The organism is Mycobacterium sp. NPDC003449 (assembly GCF_053588415.1).
Genome location: NZ_JBSFPX010000140.1, coordinates 1 through 20535, shown reverse-complemented (window position 1 = coordinate 20535; position 20535 = coordinate 1). Strand labels below are relative to the sequence as shown.

Below are 20535 nucleotides of genomic sequence, written 5' to 3'. Positions count from 1 at the left end.
GATTCGTCCTTGAGGTAGAGCGCCACGTCCACGCCGTCAGCCCACAGCGACGGCAACGGGTACCGCAGCAGATGGGTGTCCGCGCTGCGTTTGGCGTCGGCCTCGATCAGCCGGACCGCATTGTCCACCCACTCGCGGGGACGGCTACGGGACGCGGTCGACGCCGCAGCGGTCACGCTCATGCCGCCGGATCAGCGCGCGGAAACGGTCGGGGAGGACTGCCCGGCCCGCGTCCCGGCGTGACCACCCCCGGTCGGCGCGGCCACCAGCGTCAGCAGCGTCGCCTCCGGGCGGCAGCAGAACCGCACCGGGGCGAACGGCGACGTGCCCAGCCCGGCCGAGACGTGCAGCTGCATGCGGGCACCCCAGCGGGAGGTCCCCTTGGCCCGCGACCGGTCCAGATCGCAGTTGGTGATGATGGCCCCGTAGAACGGCAGACACAGCTGGCCGCCGTGGGTGTGGCCGGCCAGCACCAGCTGGTACCCGTCGGCGGCGAAGCGGTCCAGCACGCGCGGTTCCGGGGAGTGGGTCAGGCCCAGCGTCAGGTTGGCGACGACGCTGGCGGGTCCGGCGACGGTGTCGTAGCGGTCACGCTCCAGATGCGGATCGTCGACCCCGGCGGCCGCGACGTGCAGCCCGGCGACCTCGAGCTCGCGGCGGGTGTGGGTCAGGTCCAACCAGCCCCGCTCGGTGAAGGCGGCGCGCAGGTCCTGCCACGGCAGCGGCTCGCCGTGCGTGCGATGGTCGGCGTTGGTGAGGTAGTTCAGCGGGTTCTTCGGCCGCGGTGCGAAATAGTCGTTGCTGCCGAATACGAACAGGCCGGGCACCGAGAGCAGATCACCCAGCGACTGCACCACCGCGGGCACCGCCTTGGGGTGGGCCAGGTTGTCGCCGGTGTTGACCACCAGATCGGGCTCCAGCTGGGCCAGCTCGCGCACCCAGGCCTGCTTGCGGCGCTGGTTGGGCCGCATGTGCAGATCGCTGATGTGCAGGACCCGCAGTGGTGAGGAGCCCGGCGCCAGTACCGGCATGGTCGCCTCACGCAGTACGAACGCGTTGCGCTCGATCAGGGACGCGTATCCGATCCCGGCCACCAGTGCACCACCGGTGACGGCGGATGCCTTCTTGACTACCGATGTGGCTGACATGCACGCAGCCTACTGCCACATGCTGAGGCGGACCCGGTCTCGGCAGCACGGCGTGGGCAAATACACAACTGAAGGGGCGTCGATCAGGGCGGTGGCGGTGGGGCCGGCGGCGGTGGCGGCCCCAGGACCGGCACCGTGATGGGCGGCAGGCCAGGGATCTCGACGACGGTCTGGCCGACCTCGGGTGGCGGACCGCCCGGCAGCGGAATGGACACCGGAGGCGGCGGAGGTGCCGGCGGAACCCCGTTGCTCACCTGGATCGTGACGATCGAACCCGGAATGGTCTGACCGCTGGGCGTGGTGCCGACCACGGTGCCGTATTTGGAGCTGCTGTTGACCGAACTGGCCCCGTCGGACACCTGGAAGCCGGCCTCCTTGAGACGCAGCCGGGCGGCGTTCTCGTCCAGACCGGAGACGCTGGGCACCTGCGAGCCCGGCCCGCCGTCGACATAACGGGGATCGGTCGGTGGCAGCGCGATCGGACCGAAGTTGTTGGCGATCGGCTTCATCGCGGTGAACCACGTCCTGGCCGGCTCGTTGCCGCCGAACAGATCGCCGTCCCCGCACTGGCGCAGCGGGAACGAGCACAGCTCACCGGGGGTGGACGAGTCGTCGTAGATGTAGTTGGCGGCCGCGTACTGGCCGGTGAAACCGAGGAACCCCGACGAGCGGTGCGCCTCGGTGGTTCCGGTCTTGCCCGACATCGGCAGGTCCCAGCCCACCGAGCCGGCCGAGCCGGATGCGGTGCCGCCGGCCTGATCGTCGTGGCTCATCGCATTGGCCAGCGTGTTGGCCAGGCCCTCCGGCACGGCCTGCTCGCAGGTCTCGGTCGTCACCGACACCTCCTTGCCGTCCCGGTCCAGCACCTGGCCGATCGGGTTCGGCGGGCACCAGGTGCCGCCCGAGCCCAGCGTGGCCGCCACATTCGACAACTCCAGCGCATTGACCTCGATCGGCCCGAGCGTGAACGACCCGATGTTCTGCCGTTTGACGAAGTCGGCGAGGCTCTCGTTGCTGTTCGGGTCGTAGTCGCGCGCGGTTCCGGGCAGGGCGTAGGACCGCAGCCCCAGCCGGACCGCCATATCGACCGAACGCTGCACCCCGATCTGTGAGATCAGCTTGGCGAACGCGGTGTTGGGTGAGGTCGCCAGCGCCTTGGTGACGTCCATCGAACCGCTGGTACCCCCGACGTTGCTCACGCACCAGGTGTCCTTCGGGCAGCCCGGGGTGTCGCTGCTGCCCAGGCCCTTGGCCTGGAAATACTTCGGAACCGGCAGGGTGGTGTTTATGCCCATGCCCATATCCATCGCCGCGGCCACCGTGAACAGCTTGAAGATCGACCCGGCGCCGTCGCCGACCAGGGAGAACGGCTGGGGTTGCATGGTCTCGCCGGCGTCGGTGTTGAGCCCGTAGGTGCGGTTGCTGGCCATGGCGAGGACGGGATGGGTCTCCTTGCCCGGCTTGATCACGCTCATCACGCTGGCGATGCCGGGGGTGTCGGCGGGAGCGATGTTGTTGACCGCCGATTTGACCGTGCCCTGCACATCGGGGTCGAGCGTGGTCTTGATCAGATAGCCGCCCTTGGCCACCTGCTCCTTGCTGAGGCCGGCCCTGGCCAGATACTCCAGCGCGTAGTCGCAGAAGAACGCCCGGTCGCCGGCCGCGATGCAGCCCCTCGGCAGCTCCTGCGGCTGCGGCAGGACGCCCAGCGGCTGCGCCTTGGCGGCCCGCAGCGCGTCGGCCTCCTGCGGGATGTTGTCGATCATGGTGTCGAGCACCAGGTTTCGGCGGGCCAGCGCACCGTCGGGATTGGTGTAGGGGTTCAGCGCGCTGGTGGACTGGACCATGCCGGCCAGCAGGGCGGCCTGCTGCCAGTTCAGCTCCGAGGCGTTGATGCCGAAGTAGGTTTGCGCGGCGTCCTGAACCCCGAACGCGCCGTTGCCGAATGACACCAGGTTCAGGTAGCGGGTGAGGATCTCGGGTTTGGTGAACGTCTTGTCCAGGGTGAGCGCCATCCGGATCTCCCGCAGCTTGCGGGCCGGGGTGGTCTCGATCGCGGCGCGCCGTTCGGCGTCGGTCTGTGCGGCCACCAGCAGCTGATAGTTCTTGACGTACTGCTGCTCCAGCGTCGAGCCGCCGCGGGTGTCGAGGTTGCCCGACAGATAACCGGACAGCCCGGTCAGCGTGCCCTGCCAGTCGACGCCGTTGTGTTCGGCAAACCGCTTGTCCTCGATCGAGACAATCGCCAGCTTCATGGTGTTGGCGATCTGCTCGCTGGGCACCTCGAACCGGCGCTGCGAGTACAGCCACGCGATGGTGTTGCCCTTGGCGTCGACCATCGTCGACACCTGCGGCACGTCACCCTCGACGAGGGCCGCCGACCCGTTGGCAACCACATCGGAGGCCCGGTTCGACATCAGGCCGAATCCGCCGACCACCGGGAACATGAAGGCGGCCGCCAGCACACTGGCGAGCAGGCAGCACCATGCGAGCTTGATGACCGTGACCGCCCGGGGCGGGCCTGTCGGCGGTCGTGTCGACGGCTCGGGCATGCGTACAGAGTAACGAGCTTGCTGGCGCGGATTCCTGGCGAGCGGGCCGAACGCGGCAACGGCTCATGCAGCGGAAACGCGCGAGGGCGCCGCCACCCCGGCCAGACTGCACGACCGTCCCAAAAAAGTGGGTCGCAAACTGTTGCGTAAATAGTGCCTGACCACCTAGCTTGGACACACAGTGCGATCCAGATAACACCCGCTGGCGCAATGTGGCGTAGATCGCAACGGCGTTCTACACCGGAGAGCTCGAAGCCGCCACAAGGGGTATGTGGCTGGAATGAAGGGGATCGCTGGTGTCAGATTCACAGACTGTCGCACGCAAGATGAGCACTCCCGTTTCCGCCTCCCACTCGGTCAACAGTGGTGAGGCGGAGGCGCGCATTGCCTGGGTCTCGCAGGCACGGTGTCGGCAGGCCGATCCTGACGAACTCTTCGTCCGCGGCGCGGCGCAGCGCAAAGCCGCGGTGATCTGCCGACACTGCCCGGTGATCCTGGAATGCGGGGCCGACGCCCTCGACAACCGGGTGGAATTCGGGGTGTGGGGCGGGATGACCGAGCGGCAGCGCCGCGCCCTGCTCAAACAGCACCCCGAGGTGATCTCCTGGGCCGACTTCTTCGCGGCCCAGCGCAAACACCGCAGCGCCGTATAGGCCACGTCCTGGCCCGGCCTCGGCCAGCCGCAGCCGCGCCCCGTAACATATGTCGTTGTGGCGTATTCGGTTGTGGCACTTGATTAGTGGCTGCCGTGAATAACCCGGGCTCGGCTCTGGCCCTTTCCGACCTGGTTTCCGGTGCGGTCGGCATGCTCATCCCGGTGGTGGCCGAGGGCGGGCCGCGGGAAGACCCGGTGGTCAGGGACGTCGCGCTGCACGAGCCGGGCACGCAGGCCGACTACAGCGGCACCATCGTGTTGGTCAGCGCCCGGGTGGAGAACCGATTCGCGCTCGGATCGTTGCTCGACGATGCGGGGACGGCCGCGGCACTGGTCCTCCCGCCGGATGCGACCAGGGACGTATCGCTGCTACCGGCCGATCACGTTCATCGGGCGCAGCTGTACCGGCGGTCGCCGTGGGTCGGGTGGACCGAGCTGTTCCGGGCGCTGGTCCGGCTGCTGGGCGCCGGGCGCATCGTCGTCCCGGCACCCCAGGTCGACAACCTGCAGGAGCTGGCCCGCTGGATCAGCAGCCGCAGCGGGGCCGCGGTGACGATAGAGGACCTCGATTCGCGGGTCCTGGCGTATGCGGTGACCGGACGCGACGTCGATGCCATCCGGAATCAGACCATCCTGCGCGGAGCGGTGCCCGCGTGGCGGATCGAGCGACTGATGGCCACCGGACTGCTCCCGGCGATCTGGCGCTCCGACGACGTCGTGGTGCGCGACGCCGGTCTCGACGAAGAGGGTGACGACCCGGCGCGCATGGTGGTCGCCCTGAAATCCGAAACCGAGACCCTGGGCACGATCTGGGCGGCGTTGGACGATGAGACCGACCGCGACGAACTGCGGCGGTTGCTGCTGGACGTGCGCCAAACCGCCGCGGCCATGATGCTCAGGGAGGTCCACCGCGACCAGTACGAGCGGCGGCTTCAGGAGTCGGCGCTGGCCGACCTGCTCACCCGCGGTGTCGACCCGGGGGTGCCTGCCGCCCTGCTCGGACTGCAGCGCGACGCCAGGCATGCGGTCGTCGCGCTCGGCGCGGACACTCCGTCGTCCCGCTCGCTGATGTTTCATGTCCAGGCACTGCGCCCCGGGTCGAGGAACGCCCGGGTGGGCACCGACCTGCTCGTCGTCGTGCCGCTCCTGGACGACGAGGCCGGGGAGGCCGACGTGGCGGCCGCGTTGACGACGCACCTGAGCCGGGTCTCCGGCGGCGCCCCGGGGGTGGTGTCGCTGGGGCCTGCCGTCAGCGCCCTCTCGGACCTGCACCGTTCCGCGACGGTGGCCCGCCAGGTCCGCGCCGCGGCACTCCTGAAAAGCTCTGCGGTACAGCGTGATCCGGGAACCACGGCGACGGTTCTCACGGCCGCCGATGTGGCCGACGCGCTGGCCCTCATCCGGGTGGCCGACCTCCTCGAACCGATGGCTCGCACCATTGCCGAACCGTTGGAGGTGCTGCGCGGGCACGACACCGACCACGGCACCGCCTTCGTCGACACGGTGGCCGCGGTGCTCGCGCACCCGGGAAACCTGTCCGGGGCGGCCCGGGAGTTGGGGATCCACGCCAATTCGCTGCGCTACCGCCTGGACCGGATCGGTGCGGTCTCCGGTATCGACCTGAACTCGGCCGCGGCGCGGCTTCGGGCATCCCTTGGTCTGTTGCTGTGGGAACGGGATCGGGAACACCCATCCGGGCCGGCACTCTCCTGAACTCACAAAAACCGGGCCCTTCATTAGTGTCTTTCGGAGAGAAAATTGCAGGGGATGCGGTGCGGGTCTCACATTCGAACGAAGAACCGGGCCGAATTCCTCGGTCCGATGCCCCTCGGCGGCACCGGTCGGTTTCATAGGGTTGCGCTGTGATTGATGCACCGCCACGCGCCGGACACGTCCTGCCCAGCCCGGACACGCTGCTGCGCCGCCGGGGAGAGGTTGTCGCCGGCGTGGCCGGCCGGAACTTCATCGACGACCTGCACCCGTTGTGCGGGGTGATCGATCTGGACACGCTCGACGAGCTCATGGGGGCCCTGACCGAGGCCTATCCGCCGGGTCTGCCGGCGTTGCACACCATCGCGGCCAAGGCGATCACCCTGCGCCCGGTTCTGGCCCGGTTCGCCAGGGCCGGATTCGGCTGCGAGGCGGCCAGTCCGGGCGAGCTCGAACTCGCGCTGGCGGCCGGCTTCCCCGCGGACCGCATCGTATTCGACTCCCCGGCCAAGACCACGGCCGAGATCGGCCGCGCACTCGACCTCGGGATCTCGTTCAACATCGACAATTTCGAGGAACTGGCCCGGGTCGACGAGGCGATCGCACGGGGCGGTGAGCACCGGTCGACCATCGGCGTGCGGATCAACCCGCAGACCGGGGCGGGCGCGATCGGTGCCATGAGTACCGCGACCACCACGTCCAAGTTCGGAATCGGGCTGGCCGACCACCGTGAGCGCATCGTCGACGCGTTCGCGTCCCGTCCGTGGCTGACCCAGCTGCACGTGCACAGCGGCTCGCAGGGGCTGGCCCTCAGCCATGCCGCCGAGGGGGTGTGCCTGGTCGCCGAACTCGCCACAGACATCGCAGAACGCGTTGGGCGGCAACAGGTCACGCGGATCGACATCGGCGGCGGGCTGCCGGTCAACTTCGACTCCGACGAGATCACGCCGACCTTCGCCGAGCATCGGGCCGTGCTGCAGGCCGCCGCCCCCGCGCTGTTCGACGGCAGCTACACCCTGGTGACCGAGTTCGGGCGGGCCTTGACGGCCAAGGCGGGCACGATCGTCGCGCGGGTGGAGTACACCAAGCGCACCGGCGGCCGGCCGATCGCGATCACCCACGCCGGGGTGCACGTCGCCACCCGCACGATCTTCGCGCCCGAGGCGTGGCCGCTGCGCATCGACGTCTACGACCCGCTGGGGCGGCGCCGCGACGAAGCCGCACAGGTCCAGGACGTCGCAGGCCCGGCGTGCTTCACCGGCGACATGCTCGCGGTCGGGCGGGAACTGCCCCCCATCCGCCAGGGCGATCTGGTGGCCATCCCCGAGACCGGCGGTTACTACTTCTCCACCCACTTCTCCTACAACGCGTTGCCGCGACCCGCCGTCTACACCGTCGAGTCCGATCCCGACGGTCGCAGGCGCTGGTCGGTGGCCCGCCACGCCCAGTCGATCGAACAGGTCGTCGCCGAGGCGGGTGAACCGTCCCTGGTGCCGGTCTGAGGTCGGTGCCCGTCTGAACAACCCTCCACCGCAACACCTTCAGCCGAATCGAGACCGCCAATGTCCTCATCCACCGAACCCCGTTCCGGCCTGGCCAGGTCGCTGAAAACCCGGCACATGACCATGATCGCCATCGGGGGTGCCATCGGTGCGGGCCTCTTCGTCGGCAGCGGGGCGGTCATCCAGACCGCGGGCCCCGCGGCCATCGTCTCCTACTGTCTGGCCGGCGCCCTGGTGCTGTGTTCACTGCGGATGCTGGGCGAGATGGTGGTCGCCAAGCCGAGGGCCGGGTCGTTCGCCGATTACGCCAGGATCGGCATCGGGCCGTGGGCCGGATTCACCATCGGCTGGCTGTACTGGTACTACTACGTGATCATCATCGCGGTGGAAGCCGTGGCGGGCGCCCAGATCCTGCACGTGTGGGTGGGGTTGCCGCTGTGGGTGATGGCCATGCTGCTGATGGCCGTGATGACCGTCGTCAACCTGATCTCGGTCAAGTGGTTCGGCGAGTTCGAGTTCTGGTTCGCCGGTATCAAGGTGGCCGCCATCGCGGCGTTCATCATTCTCGGCCTGCTGTGGGTCGTCGGGGTGTGGCCGGGCGACACCGGGGGACTGACCAACCTGGTGGCCCATGGTGGCTTCGCCCCCAACGGATTCGGTGCGATCCTCAGCGCCGTCGTCGTGGTGATCTTCGCGTTCGGCGGGGCCGAGATCGTCACCATCGCCGCCGCGGAGAGCGCCGAGCCGGCCAAATCGGTGGCCAAGGCCACCACCGGCGTCATCTGGCGCATCATCCTGTTCTACGTCGGCTCGATCTTCCTGGTCGTGTGCATCCTTCCGTGGAGCGACGGGTCGGTGCTGTCCAGCCCGTACGTCGCGGCCCTGGAGAACCTGGGGATCCCCGGTGCCGGGCTGATCATGAACTTCGTCATCCTGACCGCCGTGCTCTCGGTGCTGAACTCCTCGATCTACACGTCGTCGCGCATCCTGCGGGTCCTGGCATCGCACGGTGACGCACCCGAGTGGCTGGTCAGAACCGATGCCCGCGGTGTCCCGTCGCGAGCGGTCCTGGCCAGCACGGCGGTCGGTTGGATCTCAGTGGGCCTGGCCTACATCGCCCCCGACTCGCTGTTCCTGTTCCTGGTGAACTCCTCGGGCGTCATCGCGATCTTCATGTACGTGATGATCGCGGTATCGCAGCTGCGGGTGCGCCGGGCCATCGAACGCGAGGACCCGTCCAGGCTGAAACTCAAGATGTGGCTGTTCCCGCAGCTGACCATCGCGGTCATCGTGGCCTATGCCGTCGTTCTGGTAGCCATGGTCTTCAATGCTGATCAGCGCGTGCAGCTGATCGCCAGCCTGGTCAGCCTCGGCGTGGTGCTCATCGCCTACACCCTGCGCAAGCGGTACGGGACGGTGCCGGTGCAGGCCGACCTCGCCGAGGACGCAGACCTCGCGTGAGCGCCCAGTTCACCAGGGCGTGGTCCGGGCTGCCGAACGCGGTGACCAGCTCCGCGCGTGTCACCGACTTGTCCACCGGCGAAATCCTGTGGCAGCACGGCCCGGATCGCGCGGTCAAGACCGCGAGCGTGGGAAAGATCTTCCTGCTGGCCGAGGTGGCCCGCCGGGTCGAGTCCGGGACGCTCGACCCCGGCGAGGTCGTCGCGGCCACGGCCGACGATCGGGTGGCCGACTCGGGCGTCCTCTACCTGCTGCAGGGGCAGGATCACCGCATCGATGACCTCTGCCTGCTGATCGGGGCGGTCAGCGACAACATGGCCACCAACATCCTGCTGCGGCGGCTCGGGCTTACCGATGTGCAGCGTGCGACCGGGGATCTGGGGTTCACCGTCAGCGGATTGCGGGACCGGGTGCGGTTGAACCGCCCCGAGGACGACCCGCTGACCCTTTCGGTGGGCAACGCCGCCGAGCTCTGCGACTTCGTCGCCCGACTCGACGCGGGGGCGATTCACAGTGCGGCGGTGGGGGAGCGGGTGCGGCGCTGGCTCGGCGTGAACACCGACCTTTCCATGGTGGCCCAAGCCTTTTCACTGGATCCGCTGGCGCACACCGAACCCGATCACGGCTTCGAGCTCTGGAACAAGACCGGAACCATCTCCGACGCCAGGATCGACATCGGATGCGTCGGGCACACCGCGTCCGGCCGCAGGGTGGGTTACGCGGTCCTGGCCAACTGGACGTGGGGCGAGGACCATCGTGATCCGGTGCTCGCGGCCATGCGGCGGGTGGGCTCGGAGATCCGGCGGCACTTGGAGACCGGGTAGGTCTACGCGGGTTCGGCGACGCCGGTGATCTGGTCGGCGATCGCCCGCAGCGCCTCCAGATCGGACACGTCGAAGGGCAGCGACGGCACCCCGACGATCGCCACATGCGGGTTGGCCCCGGTGAACCGGGACAGCAGCCGCAACTCGCGTTTGGCGGTCTGGGCGCGCTCGGCGTGCACCCGCAACACCCCGGCCGTCAGTGATTCGGGATCATCGGCCGACAGGGTGTCGGCGGCCTCCTCGGCCTTCTCGGCGTGCAGATCGCACAGCGTGGGATGGGTCCGGTTGAGGATCAGGCCGGCCAGCGGCATGCGTTCCCCGGCCAGGCGGTCGACGAAGAACGACGCCTCCCGCAGGGCGTCCGGTTCGGCCGCCGACACCACCACGAACTGGGTACCGCGACGCTTGAGCAGCTCGTATGTGCGGTCCGCCTTCTCCCGGAAGCCGCCGAACGTCGCATCCAGCGATTGTACGAAACCGGCTGCGTCGGAAAGCATCTGCGATCCCAACACGGTCGACAACGCCTTCATCGCCAGGCCGACCGCCCCGGTCACCAGCTTGCCGAAGCCCCGCCCGGGGGCCAGCAGCATCCGCCACAGCCGGCTGTCCATGAAGCTGCCCAACCGTTTCGGCGCATCGAGGAAGTCCAGCGCGTTACGGGACGGCGGGGTGTCCACCACCACCAGATCCCACTTGTCCTCGGCCAGCAGCTGGCCGAGCTTCTCCATGGCCATGTACTCCTGCGTGCCCGCCAGCGAGGTGGCCACGGTCTGGTAGAACTGGTTCTCCAGAATGGCGTCGGCCCGGCCGGGTCCGGAGTACTGGACCACCATCTCGTCGAACGTGCGCCGCATGTCCAGCATCATGGCGTGCAGTTCGCCGGTCACCTCGGGGGCCAGTGGAACCCGCTGCGGGGTATTGCCCAGATCTTTGATGCCGAGCGCCTGGGCCAGCCGTTTGGCCGGGTCGATCGTGAGCACCACGACCGTGCGGCCGTACTCGGCGGCCCGCAGCGCCATCGCGGCGGCCGTCGTCGTCTTCCCGACACCGCCTGCGCCGCAACACACTACGACGCGGTTGGCGGTATCGGACAGGATCGAGTGCATGTCAAGGGCGGGTGGTTTGGTGCTCATCATCTGACCCCCTGCTGTTCGAGCGCTTGGGCGAGTTCGTACAGGCTGCCCAGGTCGACGCCGTCGTTGAGGGCGGGCAGTTCCAGCCGGGGCACGTCGAGGGCATCGAGAAGTTCGGCGCTCTCGGCACGGGCCGCGATCCGGGTCGCATGCTGGATGGTCTCGGTGAGAAGCCCGGCGAAGTCGGTGTCGGACAACGTGATTCCGGCTTTGGTGAGGCCGTCGCGCACCGTGTCGGCGTCCGCGTCGCCCTCGGCCGCCTTGGTCAGGTCGTCGGCGGATAGGTAACCGGGGATGTTGCGGTTGACGATGACGCTGCCGATCGGCAGCCCCATCTGCTGGAGCTCGTCGATGGCCTCGAGCGTCTCCTGGATCGGCAGTGCCTCCAGCAGGGTGACCAGATGGATGGCGGTCTGCTCGGAGTGCAGCAGCTTGACCACGCCGTCGGCCTGCGAATGCACGGGGCCGCCCTTGGCCAGCTCCGACACCGCCTGGGTGACATCGAGGAATCGCGGGATCCGGCCGGTGGGCGGGGAATCGACTACAACGGCGTCGTAGGCGGTGCGCCCGGATTTAGAAGCCTTGGGCCCCTTGTTGATTCGGGTCACGATCTCTTTGATCTTGCCGGTGAGCAGCACATCGCGCAGGCCCGGCGCGATGGTGGTGGCGAACTCGATGGCGCCGATCCGGCGCATCGCCCGGCCGGCCAGGCCGAGGTTGTAGAACATGTCGAGGTATTCCAGGAAAGCGGCCTCGATGTCGATGGCCAGCGCGTTGACCTGCCCACCGCCCTCGGCGGTGGCGATCTTGACCTCGTCGTAGGGCAACGGGGGCACATCGAACAGCTGCGCGATGCCCTGCCGCTCCTCGACCTCGACCAGCAGCACCCGGCGGCCGCCCGCGGCCAGCGCCAGGGCCAGCGCCGCGGCGATGGTGGATTTGCCGGTACCGCCCTTGCCGGTGACGAAGTGCAGTCGGGCCTTGGTCAGCCGCGACGGCCAGCCGAGGTGTTTGGCGCCGCTCTCAGTGGTTGCCACCTGTGCATGCTAACCAAGGCGATCCGCCGGACCGATAAGCTCGCCCCCATGAGCGAACCGATTCGGTGGGAGTACGCCACGGTGCCGTTGCTGACGCACGCCACCAAACAGATCCTCGATCAATGGGGGGCCGACGGCTGGGAGCTGGTCTCGGTGCTGCCCGGACCGACCGGGGAACAGCACGTCGCCTACCTGAAGCGGGCGAAATGACCGCCGGGGGGTGGTCGGCGCGGCTGACCGAACTCGGCATCGAGCTGCCCGAGGTGGTGGCGCCGCTGGCGGCCTATGTGCCCGCGGTGCGGACCGGAAATCTCGTCTACACCTCGGGCCAGCTGCCCATCCAGGGCGGTGAGCTGGCCGCTGCGGGCAAGGTCGGCGCCGAGGTGACCCCCGAGGAGGGCAAGGCGCTGGCCCGGATCTGCGGGCTCAACGCCCTGGCCGCGGTGCACGCCCTGGTCGGGATCGACGCCGTGGTCCGGGTGGTCAAGGTCGTCGGGTTCGTGGCGTCGGCACCCGGGTTCGGCGGGCAGCCCGGCGTCATCAACGGGGCCTCCGAGCTGTTCGGCGAGATCTTCGGGGAGGCGGGCGCGCACGCCCGCTCCGCGGTCGGGCTGTCCGAACTGCCCCGCAATACCCCGGTCGAGGTGGAAATCATCGTCGAGGTCGCGTGACCTCCGGCCCGGATCTGGCGCACCCGGCCTACGGGCTGCTGAGGCCGGTCGTCGAAACGGACACCGCATCGGCCTCGGTGCTGCTGTGCGACAACCCCGGCATCATGACGCTGGAGGGCACCAACACCTGGGTGCTGCGCGGACCGGGCAGCGATGAGATGGTCGTCGTCGACCCTGGGCCCGACGACGACGAGCACATCGCCCGGATCGCCGGGCTCGGCAAGATCCCGCTGGTGCTGATCAGCCACAAACACGACGACCACACGGGTGGGATCGACAAGCTGGTCGACGCCACCGGGGCCGTGGTGCGGGCGGTCGGCAGCGGGTTCCTGCGCGGGCTGGGCGGCCCGCTGAGCGACGGCGAGGTGATCGACGCGGCCGGGCTGCGGATCACGGTGATGGCCACCCCGGGCCACACGGTGGACTCGCTGTCGTTCGTGCTCGACGATGCCGTGCTGACCGCCGACACCGTACTGGGCCGCGGCACCACTGTGATCGACACCGAGGACGGCAGCCTGCGCGACTATCTGGAGTCGCTGCGCCGGCTGCACGGGCTCGGCGGCCGGACGGTGCTGCCCGGACACGGTCCCGAGCTCGGCGATCTGGCGGCGGTCACCGATATGTACCTGGCGCACCGCGAGGAACGGCTGGACCAGGTCCGCGGCGCCCTACGGGAACTCGGCGAGGACGCCGGCGCCCGGCAGATCGTCGAGCATGTGTACACCGACGTCGACCAGGAACTGTGGGACGCCGCCGAATGGAGCGTGCAAGCCCAGCTGGACTACCTGCGCAGTCACTAGGCCGAGCAGACACAAAAGTACCCCTTTTCGCTGGAAAAGGGGCACTTTTACGTCTGCTCGGCAGAAAAGCTAGCGGGCGCGGCGGGCCAGCCGCTCGGAATCCGAGATCAGCACGCTCTTGCCCTCCAGGCGGATCCAGCCGCGGTGGGCGAAGTCGGCCAGCGCCTTGTTGACCGTCTCGCGGGATGCGCCGACCAGCTGGGCGATCTCCTCCTGCGTCAGATCGTGGGTCACCCGCAGGGCGCCACCCTCCTGGGTGCCGAACCGCTGGGCCAGCTGCAGCAGCTGCTTGGCGACGCGGCCGGGCACATCGGTGAAGATCAGGTCGGCCAGGTTGTTGTTGGTGCGGCGCAGCCGGCGGGCCAGCACCCGCAACAGCTGCTCGGCGATCTCGGGCCGGTCGGCGATCCAGGCGCGCAGCGCGTCACGGTCCATCGACACCGCACGCACCTCGGTGATGGTGGTGGCACTCGAGGTGCGCGGACCCGGGTCGAAGATCGACAGTTCACCGAACATGTCCGACGGACCCATGATGGTCAGCAGGTTCTCCCGGCCGTCCGGTGAGCGTCGGCCGATCTTCACCTTGCCGGAAATGATGATGTACAGCCGATCCCCCGGCTCGCCTTCGGCGAACACGGTGTGTCCGCGCGGGAAGTCGACCGGCTGCAGCTGCTTGGTGAGTGCCGAAACGGCGGTGGGTTCGACTCCCTGGAAGATTCCGGCCCTGGCCAGGATCTCGTCCACGTTGCCCCTCTTAAGCTGTTGGATGGTAACGATCTCTAACTGGTGTTTCCTGATCAGTCTAGAGGTACGCGTTGCGCGACTAGCCCACGCTACACACGATTGGCATGTCGGGTCGCCCGAAATTCGGGATTTGTGTCGTGCGGGCGGTACAGCCGCGTCGGCAAACGCTCCTCCTCGGCACCGCCGACCCACGACCCGACCATCAGGTGCGCATCGGCCCGGTCGGCCAGGGTGGGTAGCGGGCGGGCCGCCGGGGCCCGGGTCGCGGCTGGAAGCGCCGACGGGGTGGGGGCGGGGCGGTGGTCGCGGGTCAAACTCGCTTCCAATCGGTCCAGCCCGAATGCCGCGAGCATGAGCAACCCGGGGATGAGCGCCACCAGCAACCACGACACAAGGAGGTAGTTAACACGCCGGAGGTCTCAGCGGGGTCACGAATTGTCACCGGTCCGCTGCCCGGTTTGTCGGACCCCGTCAGTACGCTGACTAGCGTGACAGCGGGCGCCGCCCGGGCCGCGAAACCGGCCAGGGCCAGGAAATGGGACACCGAAACCCCCCTCGGTCTGGTTCGACGTGCGCGCCGGATGAATCGTGAACTCGCCAAGGCGTTTCCGCATGTGTATTGCGAGCTGGATTTCACCAACCCGCTGGAGCTTGCGGTGGCGACCATCCTGTCCGCGCAGAGCACCGACAAGCGGGTCAACCTCACCACCCCCGCGCTGTTCGTCAAGTACCGCACGGCGCTGGACTACGCCCAGGCCGATCGCATCGAGATGGAGGAGTTGATCCGGCCGACCGGTTTCTACCGGAACAAGACCACCTCGCTGATCCGGCTCGGGCAGGAACTCGAGGCCCGGTTCGACGGCGAGGTCCCCGACAATCTCGACGATCTGGTCAGCCTGCCCGGGATCGGCCGTAAGACCGCCAACGTCATCCTCGGTAACGCCTTCGACATCCCGGGAATCACGGTCGACACCCACTTCGGCCGGCTGGTCCGGCGCTGGCGCTGGACCGAGGAAGAGGACCCGGTGAAGGTCGAGTTCGCGATCGGCGAGCTCATCGAACGCCGCGAGTGGACGCTGCTGAGCCACCGGGTGATCTTCCACGGCCGCCGGGTGTGTCATGCCCGCAAACCGGCCTGCGGGGTGTGTGTGCTGGCCAGGGACTGCCCGTCGTTCGGAACCGGTCCCACCGATCCGCCCACCGCTGCGGCGCTGGTCAGGGGCCCCGAGACCGAGCATCTGCTGGCGCTGGCCGGGCTGTGAGTGTCTCCGGCCGGTGGACGGTCGCGGTGCTGGTGGTCCTGGTGGCGCTGGCGGCGGCGTTCTGGATGGAGCTGCGCGACGACGCCACGACGGCGCCCGGCAGCACCCCGGCCACGGCCCGCGACCATCGCGACGCCGATACCCCCCAGGCGCTCGCCGGGCCCCGGGCCCGTGCCGACCTCCCGCCGTGCCCACCGCCCGGCCCCGGTCCGGGGCCAAGGGAGCTGGACGGCATCACCCTCGAGTGCGCCGGCGACGGCGCGCCGACCGAGGTGGCCAGGGCCCTTGCCGGGCGCACCGTCGTGCTGAACCTGTGGGCGTACTGGTGCGGGCCGTGCGCCGACGAACTGCCCGCCATGGCCGAATACCAGCGCGGACACCCCGATGTGCTGGTGGTGACGGTGCACCAGGACGAGAACGAGGCGGCCGGACTGGCCCGGCTGGCCGAGCTCGGGGTGCGGCTGCCGACGTTGCAGGACGGCCGCCGGCTCGTCGCGGCCGCGCTGCACGTACCCAACGTGATGCCTGCGACCGTGGTGCTGCGCCAGGACGGTAGCGTTGCCGGGACCCTGCCCCGCTCCTTCGTCAGCGCCGACGAGATCGCGGCGGCGGTCGAGGAGAAGATCCACTCGAGCCGATAGGAGACCCGGGGTGAGTGCCGAGCATGACGGGCCGTTCCCCCTGCTCCCCAACGCCGCCCCGGCCTGGCTCAAACCGCTGGTCGACAACCTTGACGGGGTGCCCAGCGCCTACCGCAGCCGGGTCCCGGCCGATGTGCTCGCCACCATCGTGGCGGCCAACGAGCAGGCCGCGCGGGCCGGAGCCCGCCGCGACGCCGCCGTCCTGGTCCTGTTCTCCGGGGCGCCCTCGGCACCGGGCGGAGCCCTTCCCGACGACGCCGACCTGCTGGTGACCGTGCGCGCGTCGACCCTGCGCCACCACGCCGGACAGGCGGCCTTCCCCGGCGGCGCCACCGATCCCGGCGACCGGGGCCCGGTGGCGACGGCATTCCGCGAGGCCACCGAGGAAACCGGTATCGACACCACGCGGCTGCATCCGCTGGCCACCCTGGACCGCATGTTCATCCCGCCGTCGGGGTTCCACGTGGTGCCGGTGCTGGCCTACTCCGCCGATCCCGGGCCGGTCGCCGTCGTCGACCAGGCCGAAACCGCGATCGTGGCGCGGGTGCCGGTACGGGCCTTCGTCAACCCCGAGAACCGCATCATGGTCTACCGGGAGTCCAACGCCAGCCGCTTCGCCGGACCGGCTTTCCTGCTCAACGAGATGTTGGTGTGGGGTTTCACCGGTCAGGTCATCTCGGCGATTCTGGACGTCGCGGGCTGGGCGAAACCCTGGGACACCGGCGACGTGCGCGGACTCGACGAGGCAATGGCGCTCCTCGGGCAGGAGAACGGCTACGGTGAAGCGCAACCTCGAACTGGAAATAGATGACAACTTCGCTCTGGCTTGACCTGGCCATCCTCGGCATCGCCGTCATCGCGGCCATCTCCGGCCTGCGTTCGGGTGCGCTGGGTTCGCTGCTGTCGTTCATCGGCGTGGTGCTCGGCGCGGTGGCCGGGATACTGCTCGCCCCGCACGTGATCCCGCACATCAGCGGCGACCGCACCAAGCTGTTCGCGACGTTGTTCCTGATCCTCGCGCTGGTGGTGATCGGCGAGATCGCCGGTGTCGTATTGGGCCGCGCGGTACGCGGCACCATCCGCCACCCGTTGCTGCGCACCGTCGATTCGGCGGTCGGAATGAGCCTGATGCTGGTGGCGGTGCTGGTCGCGGCGTGGCTGCTGGGGAGCTTGCTGACCTCGTCGGATCAACCCAACCTGGCCGCCGCCGTGAAGGGGTCGCGGGTGCTGTCCGAGGTCGACCGGGTCGCGCCGAACTGGCTGCGGTCGGTGCCGACCCGGCTGTCGGGTCTGCTCGACACCTCCGGGTTGCCCGATGTCCTCGAGCCCTTCGGACGCACTCCGATCGTCAACGTCGACGCGCCCGACGCGGCGCTGGCCAACGACGCCGTGGTGGCCGCGACCCGGCCCAGCGTGGTCAAGATCCGCGGTATCGCGCCGAGCTGCCAGAAAGTCCTTGAGGGCAGCGGGTTCGTGGTCGCGCCCAACCGGGTGATGTCCAATGCGCACGTGGTGGCCGGCGCCGACAGCGTGACCATCGAGGTCGGCGGCGAGACCTACGACGCGGGCGTGGTGTCCTACGACCCCAACGCCGACATCTCCATCCTCGACGTGCCCAACCTGCCCGCCGCACCGCTGTCCTTCGACGAACACCCCGCACCGCAGGGCACCGATGCAGTGGTGATGGGGTACCCGGGTGGCGGCGACTTCCTCGCCACCCCGGCCCGGGTGCGCGAGATCATCGAGCTCAACGGTCCCGACATCTACCGGACCACGACCGTCACCCGCGAGGTCTACACCGTCAGGGGCACGGTGCGCCAAGGCAATTCGGGTGGGCCGATGATAAACCGCGCGGGCCAGGTGCTCGGCGTCGTGTTCGGCGCCGCCGTCGACGATGCCGACACCGGATTCGTGCTGACCGCCAAGGAGGTCGAGCATCAACTCGACAAGATCGACAATACGGAGCGGGTGGCGACCGGCACCTGCATCAACTCCTGATCAGCCGTTGACCTGAGCGAGGTAGCGCATCAACTGCGCGTTGACCTCGTCCGGCTCCTCTTCGTGACCGAAATGTCCTGCACCGGTGAGGGATACATAGCGGCCGTGCGGTGCGTAGCGCTGGGTCCGGTACACCGGGTCGGCCAGCACGTACGGATCGGCGTCACCGCGAAGATGCAGGACCGGCACATTGATCGGGCTTTTCATGGAGCGCATGAACCGCCTGCCGTCACCGCGCAGCTGGCTGCGCACCGCCCACCGCTGGTACTCCAGCGCCGAATGCGCGGCGCCCGGAATCTGGATGGCCTGCCGCAGATGCCGCACGGTCTCGGAAAAGTCATGGCTGGACTGCCATTTCGCCCCGGCCCTCGACCGGATCAGCCGCTCAAGCTCGGCGGCGTCATGGCGGGTCAGCTGGTGTTCTGGCCACATCGGCAGTTGATAGCGCAGCATCCACGGCAGCAGGGCCCGCCGCTGGTCGCGGCGGGCCAGCGCCGAGGCCCGCAGCGCCACCGGATGCGGTGAGCTGATCACGGCGATCGCCCGCACCGCGCGGGGGTGCAGCATCGCCGTCGCCCAGCACACCAGCCCGCCGTCGGCGTGGCCCACCAGGGTGGCCGTCTTGTGTCCGAGTGCGCGCACCAGGCCCGCGGTGTCGCCGGCCAGGGTCCAGCCGTCATATCCGCGGGGCGGCTTATCGCTGTCGCCGTAGCCACGCAGATCGACTGCCACCACGCGGGCCCCGGTCAGGCCCCGCAGCTGATGGCGCCACGACCACCAGAACGAGCCGAAGCCGTGCAACAGGATGACCAGCGGGCGGTCTTCGTCGGCGCTCTCGCCCTCGCTCGCATGGTCGGGCTGCGAACTCTCGCCCCCGCTCCCATGGTCGGGCTGCGAGCTCTCGCCCTCCACCACATGGAAGCGAACGCCGTTGGCGTGCACCTGACGATGCCGCCATGGCCCGTCGATCCGGGTGATCGACGGGTCGGGTGGGGGCATTACCAGCCGGACGGGTCGGTCGCGGCCTGCTTGTCCGCAGCGGCGGGAAGCGCGGCGTCCTTCTCGTGGCTGGGGGTCAGCGCTTCGCGGGTCTCCTTGACCGATTCGATCGTCTGGCGCGGACCTCGGATCCGTCGCACCTTCAGGAAGCCGAACAGTGCGAGCGCCGCGGTGAACAGCACCATGATCCCGAATACGATCAGGAACGAGACCCAGCGCCACAGCCAGGTGTCGAGCAACTCGGCGAGGAAGAAAAAGAAGAAGAACGTCGAATAGAACAGCACCACCAGCGCGGCGATGAAGAACACGCTGCCGGTCAGGCCCTTTTTGACGTCGCGGGTGATCTCGGCTTTGGCCAGTTCGACCTCGGCGCGCACCAGCGTCGATACCTGCGAGGTGGCGTCCTTTACCAGCGCCCCGATCGACGGGTCCGGCTTGGCGGCGTGCGGATCCACCAGCGGAATCGAGGTCACCGTTGCCGGAACGCCGTTCTTACGGTCGTCAATGCTCACGGAACTTCCTCCCCGGATCCGGATGTGAGTTTCGCGGTTCATGTTGCCATGTGGAGGTGGGGCGCGACGATCCCGGCCGACATCTGGGCCCAAGTACACTGCCGGATGTTCATAAACATGCGCGGGTCGGACGCGTCGATTGGAGGGCTCTTGACGACGAGACGCCGCCGGATTCTGCTCGTTGGCGCACCGCTGCTGGCCCTGCTCGCGTTGGTGTTCGCGCCCGCCTCGCTGGCCGATGCTCCGGTCGTTCTCGGCGGCGGTTCGGGCATCGTGGTCAACGCCGACGCGTTCTGCACGCTGACGACGATCGGGCACGACAACGCGGGCCGGCTGATCGGTTTCACCTCGGCCCACTGCGGCGGTCCGGGGGAGGTGGTCTCGGCCGAGGGCTTCCCGCAGGCCGGTGTGGTGGGCAAGATGGTCGCGGGCAACGAGCTGCTCGATTATGCGGTGATCGAATTCGATCCGGCGAAGGTCACGCCGACCAAGAACGTCAACGGTTTCGAGATCGACGGCCTCGGCCCCGATCCGTCGTTCGGCCAGATCGCCTGCAAACTGGGCCGCACCACCGGCTATGCGTGCGGCGTCACCTGGGGGCCCGGGCAGGATCCCGGCACGATCGTCAACCAGGTGTGCGGTCAGCCGGGCGACTCCGGGGCACCGATCACCGTCGACAACAGGCTGGTCGGCATGCTGCACGGCGCCTTCACCGACGAGCTGCCGACCTGTGTGGTCAAGTTCGTGCCGTTGCACACCCCGGCGGTGACGATGTCGTTCAACACCCAGCTGGCCGATATCACGGCCAAGAACCGGCCGGGTACGGGTTTCGTGCCCATTCCCTAGGCCGAGCAGACACAAAACTGCCCCAAAACCAGTGTTTTGG

21 protein-coding genes and 1 pseudogene are annotated in these 20535 nt (G+C 68.8%); 13 read left to right on the top strand and 9 right to left on the bottom strand.

Annotated features, from left to right (window positions below; genetic code table 11):
• The 3 genes and pseudogenes from ACWDTP_RS27645 to ponA2 all read right to left on the bottom strand — a co-directional run.
• Positions 1-182 (bottom strand): annotated as a pseudogene (locus ACWDTP_RS27645) (PLP-dependent cysteine synthase family protein); the annotation flags it as partial.
• Between the two features lie 9 nt (positions 183-191).
• Positions 192-1148, bottom strand: a complete 957-nt coding sequence (locus ACWDTP_RS27640) for a metallophosphoesterase (protein ID WP_450025753.1) — start codon at positions 1146-1148, stop codon at positions 192-194.
• Between the two features lie 83 nt (positions 1149-1231).
• A complete protein-coding gene (ponA2, locus tag ACWDTP_RS27635; protein ID WP_450025751.1) occupies positions 1232-3700 on the bottom strand; it encodes a transglycosylase/D,D-transpeptidase PonA2 in 2469 nt (822 codons plus the stop codon).
• 326 nt (positions 3701-4026) lie between these two features.
• On the opposite strand from ponA2, the gene ACWDTP_RS27630 reads away from it, so the two are divergent.
• The 5 genes from ACWDTP_RS27630 (at position 4027) to ACWDTP_RS27610 (ending at position 9852) form a co-directional block, all read left to right on the top strand.
• A complete protein-coding gene (locus tag ACWDTP_RS27630) occupies positions 4027-4353 on the top strand; it encodes a WhiB family transcriptional regulator (RefSeq protein WP_450025749.1) in 327 nt (108 codons plus the stop codon).
• An 86-nt stretch (positions 4354-4439) separates the two neighbouring features.
• Positions 4440-6068 (top strand): PucR family transcriptional regulator, encoded by a 1629-nt coding sequence (locus ACWDTP_RS27625; protein ID WP_450025747.1) that lies wholly within the window; start codon positions 4440-4442, stop codon positions 6066-6068.
• A gap of 149 nt (positions 6069-6217) precedes the next feature.
• The gene (locus ACWDTP_RS27620; protein WP_450025745.1) at positions 6218-7567 is read left to right on the top strand and encodes a diaminopimelate decarboxylase; all 1350 of its coding nucleotides are present in this window, start codon (positions 6218-6220) and stop codon (positions 7565-7567) included.
• Between the two features lie 60 nt (positions 7568-7627).
• Positions 7628-9028, top strand: coding sequence for an amino acid permease (locus ACWDTP_RS27615; protein ID WP_450025744.1), 1401 nt, complete (start codon positions 7628-7630; stop codon positions 9026-9028).
• Positions 9025-9852 (top strand): serine hydrolase, encoded by an 828-nt coding sequence (locus ACWDTP_RS27610; protein WP_450025742.1) that lies wholly within the window; start codon positions 9025-9027, stop codon positions 9850-9852. Before ACWDTP_RS27615 ends, ACWDTP_RS27610 begins: the two co-directional genes overlap by 4 nt.
• Positions 9853-9854: 2 nt before the next feature.
• On the opposite strand, the gene ACWDTP_RS27605 is transcribed toward ACWDTP_RS27610, so the two are convergent.
• Positions 9855-10985: an ArsA family ATPase gene (locus tag ACWDTP_RS27605; protein WP_450025740.1), complete on the bottom strand. Its 1131-nt coding sequence runs from the start codon at positions 10983-10985 to the stop codon at positions 9855-9857.
• Positions 10985-12022 (bottom strand): ArsA-related P-loop ATPase, encoded by a 1038-nt coding sequence (locus ACWDTP_RS27600; RefSeq protein WP_450025738.1) that lies wholly within the window; start codon positions 12020-12022, stop codon positions 10985-10987. The genes ACWDTP_RS27605 and ACWDTP_RS27600 overlap by 1 nt, the downstream gene beginning before the upstream one ends.
• Before the next feature lie 48 nt (positions 12023-12070).
• On the opposite strand from ACWDTP_RS27600, the gene ACWDTP_RS27595 reads away from it, so the two are divergent.
• The 3 genes from ACWDTP_RS27595 to ACWDTP_RS27585 are packed head-to-tail and all read left to right on the top strand — an operon-like array spanning position 12071 to position 13493.
• Positions 12071-12232 carry a hypothetical protein gene (locus tag ACWDTP_RS27595; RefSeq protein WP_450025736.1) on the top strand — a complete coding sequence of 54 codons (162 nt, stop codon included), beginning with the start codon at positions 12071-12073 and terminating at the stop codon, positions 12230-12232.
• Positions 12229-12693 carry a RidA family protein gene (locus ACWDTP_RS27590; RefSeq protein WP_450025734.1) on the top strand — a complete coding sequence of 155 codons (465 nt, stop codon included), beginning with the start codon at positions 12229-12231 and terminating at the stop codon, positions 12691-12693. Before ACWDTP_RS27595 ends, ACWDTP_RS27590 begins: the two co-directional genes overlap by 4 nt.
• Positions 12690-13493 carry an MBL fold metallo-hydrolase gene (locus ACWDTP_RS27585; RefSeq protein WP_450025732.1) on the top strand — a complete coding sequence of 268 codons (804 nt, stop codon included), beginning with the start codon at positions 12690-12692 and terminating at the stop codon, positions 13491-13493. The genes ACWDTP_RS27590 and ACWDTP_RS27585 overlap by 4 nt, the downstream gene beginning before the upstream one ends.
• A gap of 69 nt (positions 13494-13562) precedes the next feature.
• On the opposite strand, the gene crp is transcribed toward ACWDTP_RS27585, so the two are convergent.
• Positions 13563-14237 carry a cAMP-activated global transcriptional regulator CRP gene (gene crp / locus ACWDTP_RS27580; RefSeq protein WP_003883807.1) on the bottom strand — a complete coding sequence of 225 codons (675 nt, stop codon included), beginning with the start codon at positions 14235-14237 and terminating at the stop codon, positions 13563-13565.
• 89 nt (positions 14238-14326) lie between these two features.
• A complete protein-coding gene (locus tag ACWDTP_RS27575) occupies positions 14327-14590 on the bottom strand; it encodes a hypothetical protein (protein WP_450025757.1) in 264 nt (87 codons plus the stop codon).
• A 228-nt stretch (positions 14591-14818) separates the two neighbouring features.
• Between ACWDTP_RS27575 and nth the strand changes: the two genes are divergently transcribed.
• From nth to marP, 4 genes are read left to right on the top strand one after another with little or no spacing between them, the layout of a single operon-like run.
• On the top strand, positions 14819-15499 hold the full coding sequence (nth, locus tag ACWDTP_RS27570) for an endonuclease III (protein WP_450025755.1): 681 nt from the start codon (positions 14819-14821) through the stop codon (positions 15497-15499).
• The gene (locus ACWDTP_RS27565; protein WP_450025729.1) at positions 15496-16140 is read left to right on the top strand and encodes a TlpA family protein disulfide reductase; all 645 of its coding nucleotides are present in this window, start codon (positions 15496-15498) and stop codon (positions 16138-16140) included. The genes nth and ACWDTP_RS27565 overlap by 4 nt, the downstream gene beginning before the upstream one ends.
• Before the next feature lie 10 nt (positions 16141-16150).
• Entirely contained in the window at positions 16151-16951 is an 801-nt protein-coding gene (locus ACWDTP_RS27560) for an NUDIX hydrolase (RefSeq protein WP_450025727.1), read from the top strand.
• Positions 16948-18138 (top strand): acid resistance serine protease MarP, encoded by a 1191-nt coding sequence (marP, locus tag ACWDTP_RS27555; RefSeq protein ID WP_450025725.1) that lies wholly within the window; start codon positions 16948-16950, stop codon positions 18136-18138. The genes ACWDTP_RS27560 and marP overlap by 4 nt, the downstream gene beginning before the upstream one ends.
• Here the strand turns inward: marP and ACWDTP_RS27550 are convergent, their stop codons facing one another.
• Complete coding sequence (locus ACWDTP_RS27550) at positions 18139-19137, bottom strand: alpha/beta fold hydrolase (RefSeq protein WP_450025723.1); 999 nt, start codon at positions 19135-19137, stop codon at positions 18139-18141.
• Positions 19137-19649, bottom strand: coding sequence for a phage holin family protein (locus tag ACWDTP_RS27545; protein ID WP_450025721.1), 513 nt, complete (start codon positions 19647-19649; stop codon positions 19137-19139). Before ACWDTP_RS27545 ends, ACWDTP_RS27550 begins: the two co-directional genes overlap by 1 nt.
• A 150-nt stretch (positions 19650-19799) precedes the next feature.
• On the opposite strand from ACWDTP_RS27545, the gene ACWDTP_RS27540 reads away from it, so the two are divergent.
• Positions 19800-20495, top strand: a complete 696-nt coding sequence (locus tag ACWDTP_RS27540; protein ID WP_450025719.1) for a serine protease — start codon at positions 19800-19802, stop codon at positions 20493-20495.
• Positions 20496-20535: the final 40 nt, after the last annotated feature.

Excerpts from the sequence above, each read along its gene's own strand:
- ACWDTP_RS27640 (WP_450025753.1), bottom strand. The coding sequence starts at position 1,148 with ATGTCAGCCACATCGGTAGTCAAGAAGGCATCCGCCGTCACCGGTGGT.
- ponA2 (WP_450025751.1), bottom strand. The coding sequence starts at position 3,700 with ATGCCCGAGCCGTCGACACGACCGCCGACAGGCCCGCCCCGGGCGGTC.
- ACWDTP_RS27630 (WP_450025749.1), top strand. The coding sequence starts at position 4,027 with ATGAGCACTCCCGTTTCCGCCTCCCACTCGGTCAACAGTGGTGAGGCG.
- ACWDTP_RS27615 (WP_450025744.1), top strand. The coding sequence starts at position 7,628 with ATGTCCTCATCCACCGAACCCCGTTCCGGCCTGGCCAGGTCGCTGAAA.
- ACWDTP_RS27605 (WP_450025740.1), bottom strand. The coding sequence starts at position 10,985 with ATGAGCACCAAACCACCCGCCCTTGACATGCACTCGATCCTGTCCGAT.
- ACWDTP_RS27595 (WP_450025736.1), top strand. The coding sequence starts at position 12,071 with ATGAGCGAACCGATTCGGTGGGAGTACGCCACGGTGCCGTTGCTGACG.
- ACWDTP_RS27590 (WP_450025734.1), top strand. The coding sequence starts at position 12,229 with ATGACCGCCGGGGGGTGGTCGGCGCGGCTGACCGAACTCGGCATCGAG.
- ACWDTP_RS27575 (WP_450025757.1), bottom strand. The coding sequence starts at position 14,590 with ATGCTCGCGGCATTCGGGCTGGACCGATTGGAAGCGAGTTTGACCCGC.
- nth (WP_450025755.1), top strand. The coding sequence starts at position 14,819 with ATGAATCGTGAACTCGCCAAGGCGTTTCCGCATGTGTATTGCGAGCTG.
- marP (WP_450025725.1), top strand. The coding sequence starts at position 16,948 with ATGACAACTTCGCTCTGGCTTGACCTGGCCATCCTCGGCATCGCCGTC.
- ACWDTP_RS27550 (WP_450025723.1), bottom strand. The coding sequence starts at position 19,137 with ATGCCCCCACCCGACCCGTCGATCACCCGGATCGACGGGCCATGGCGG.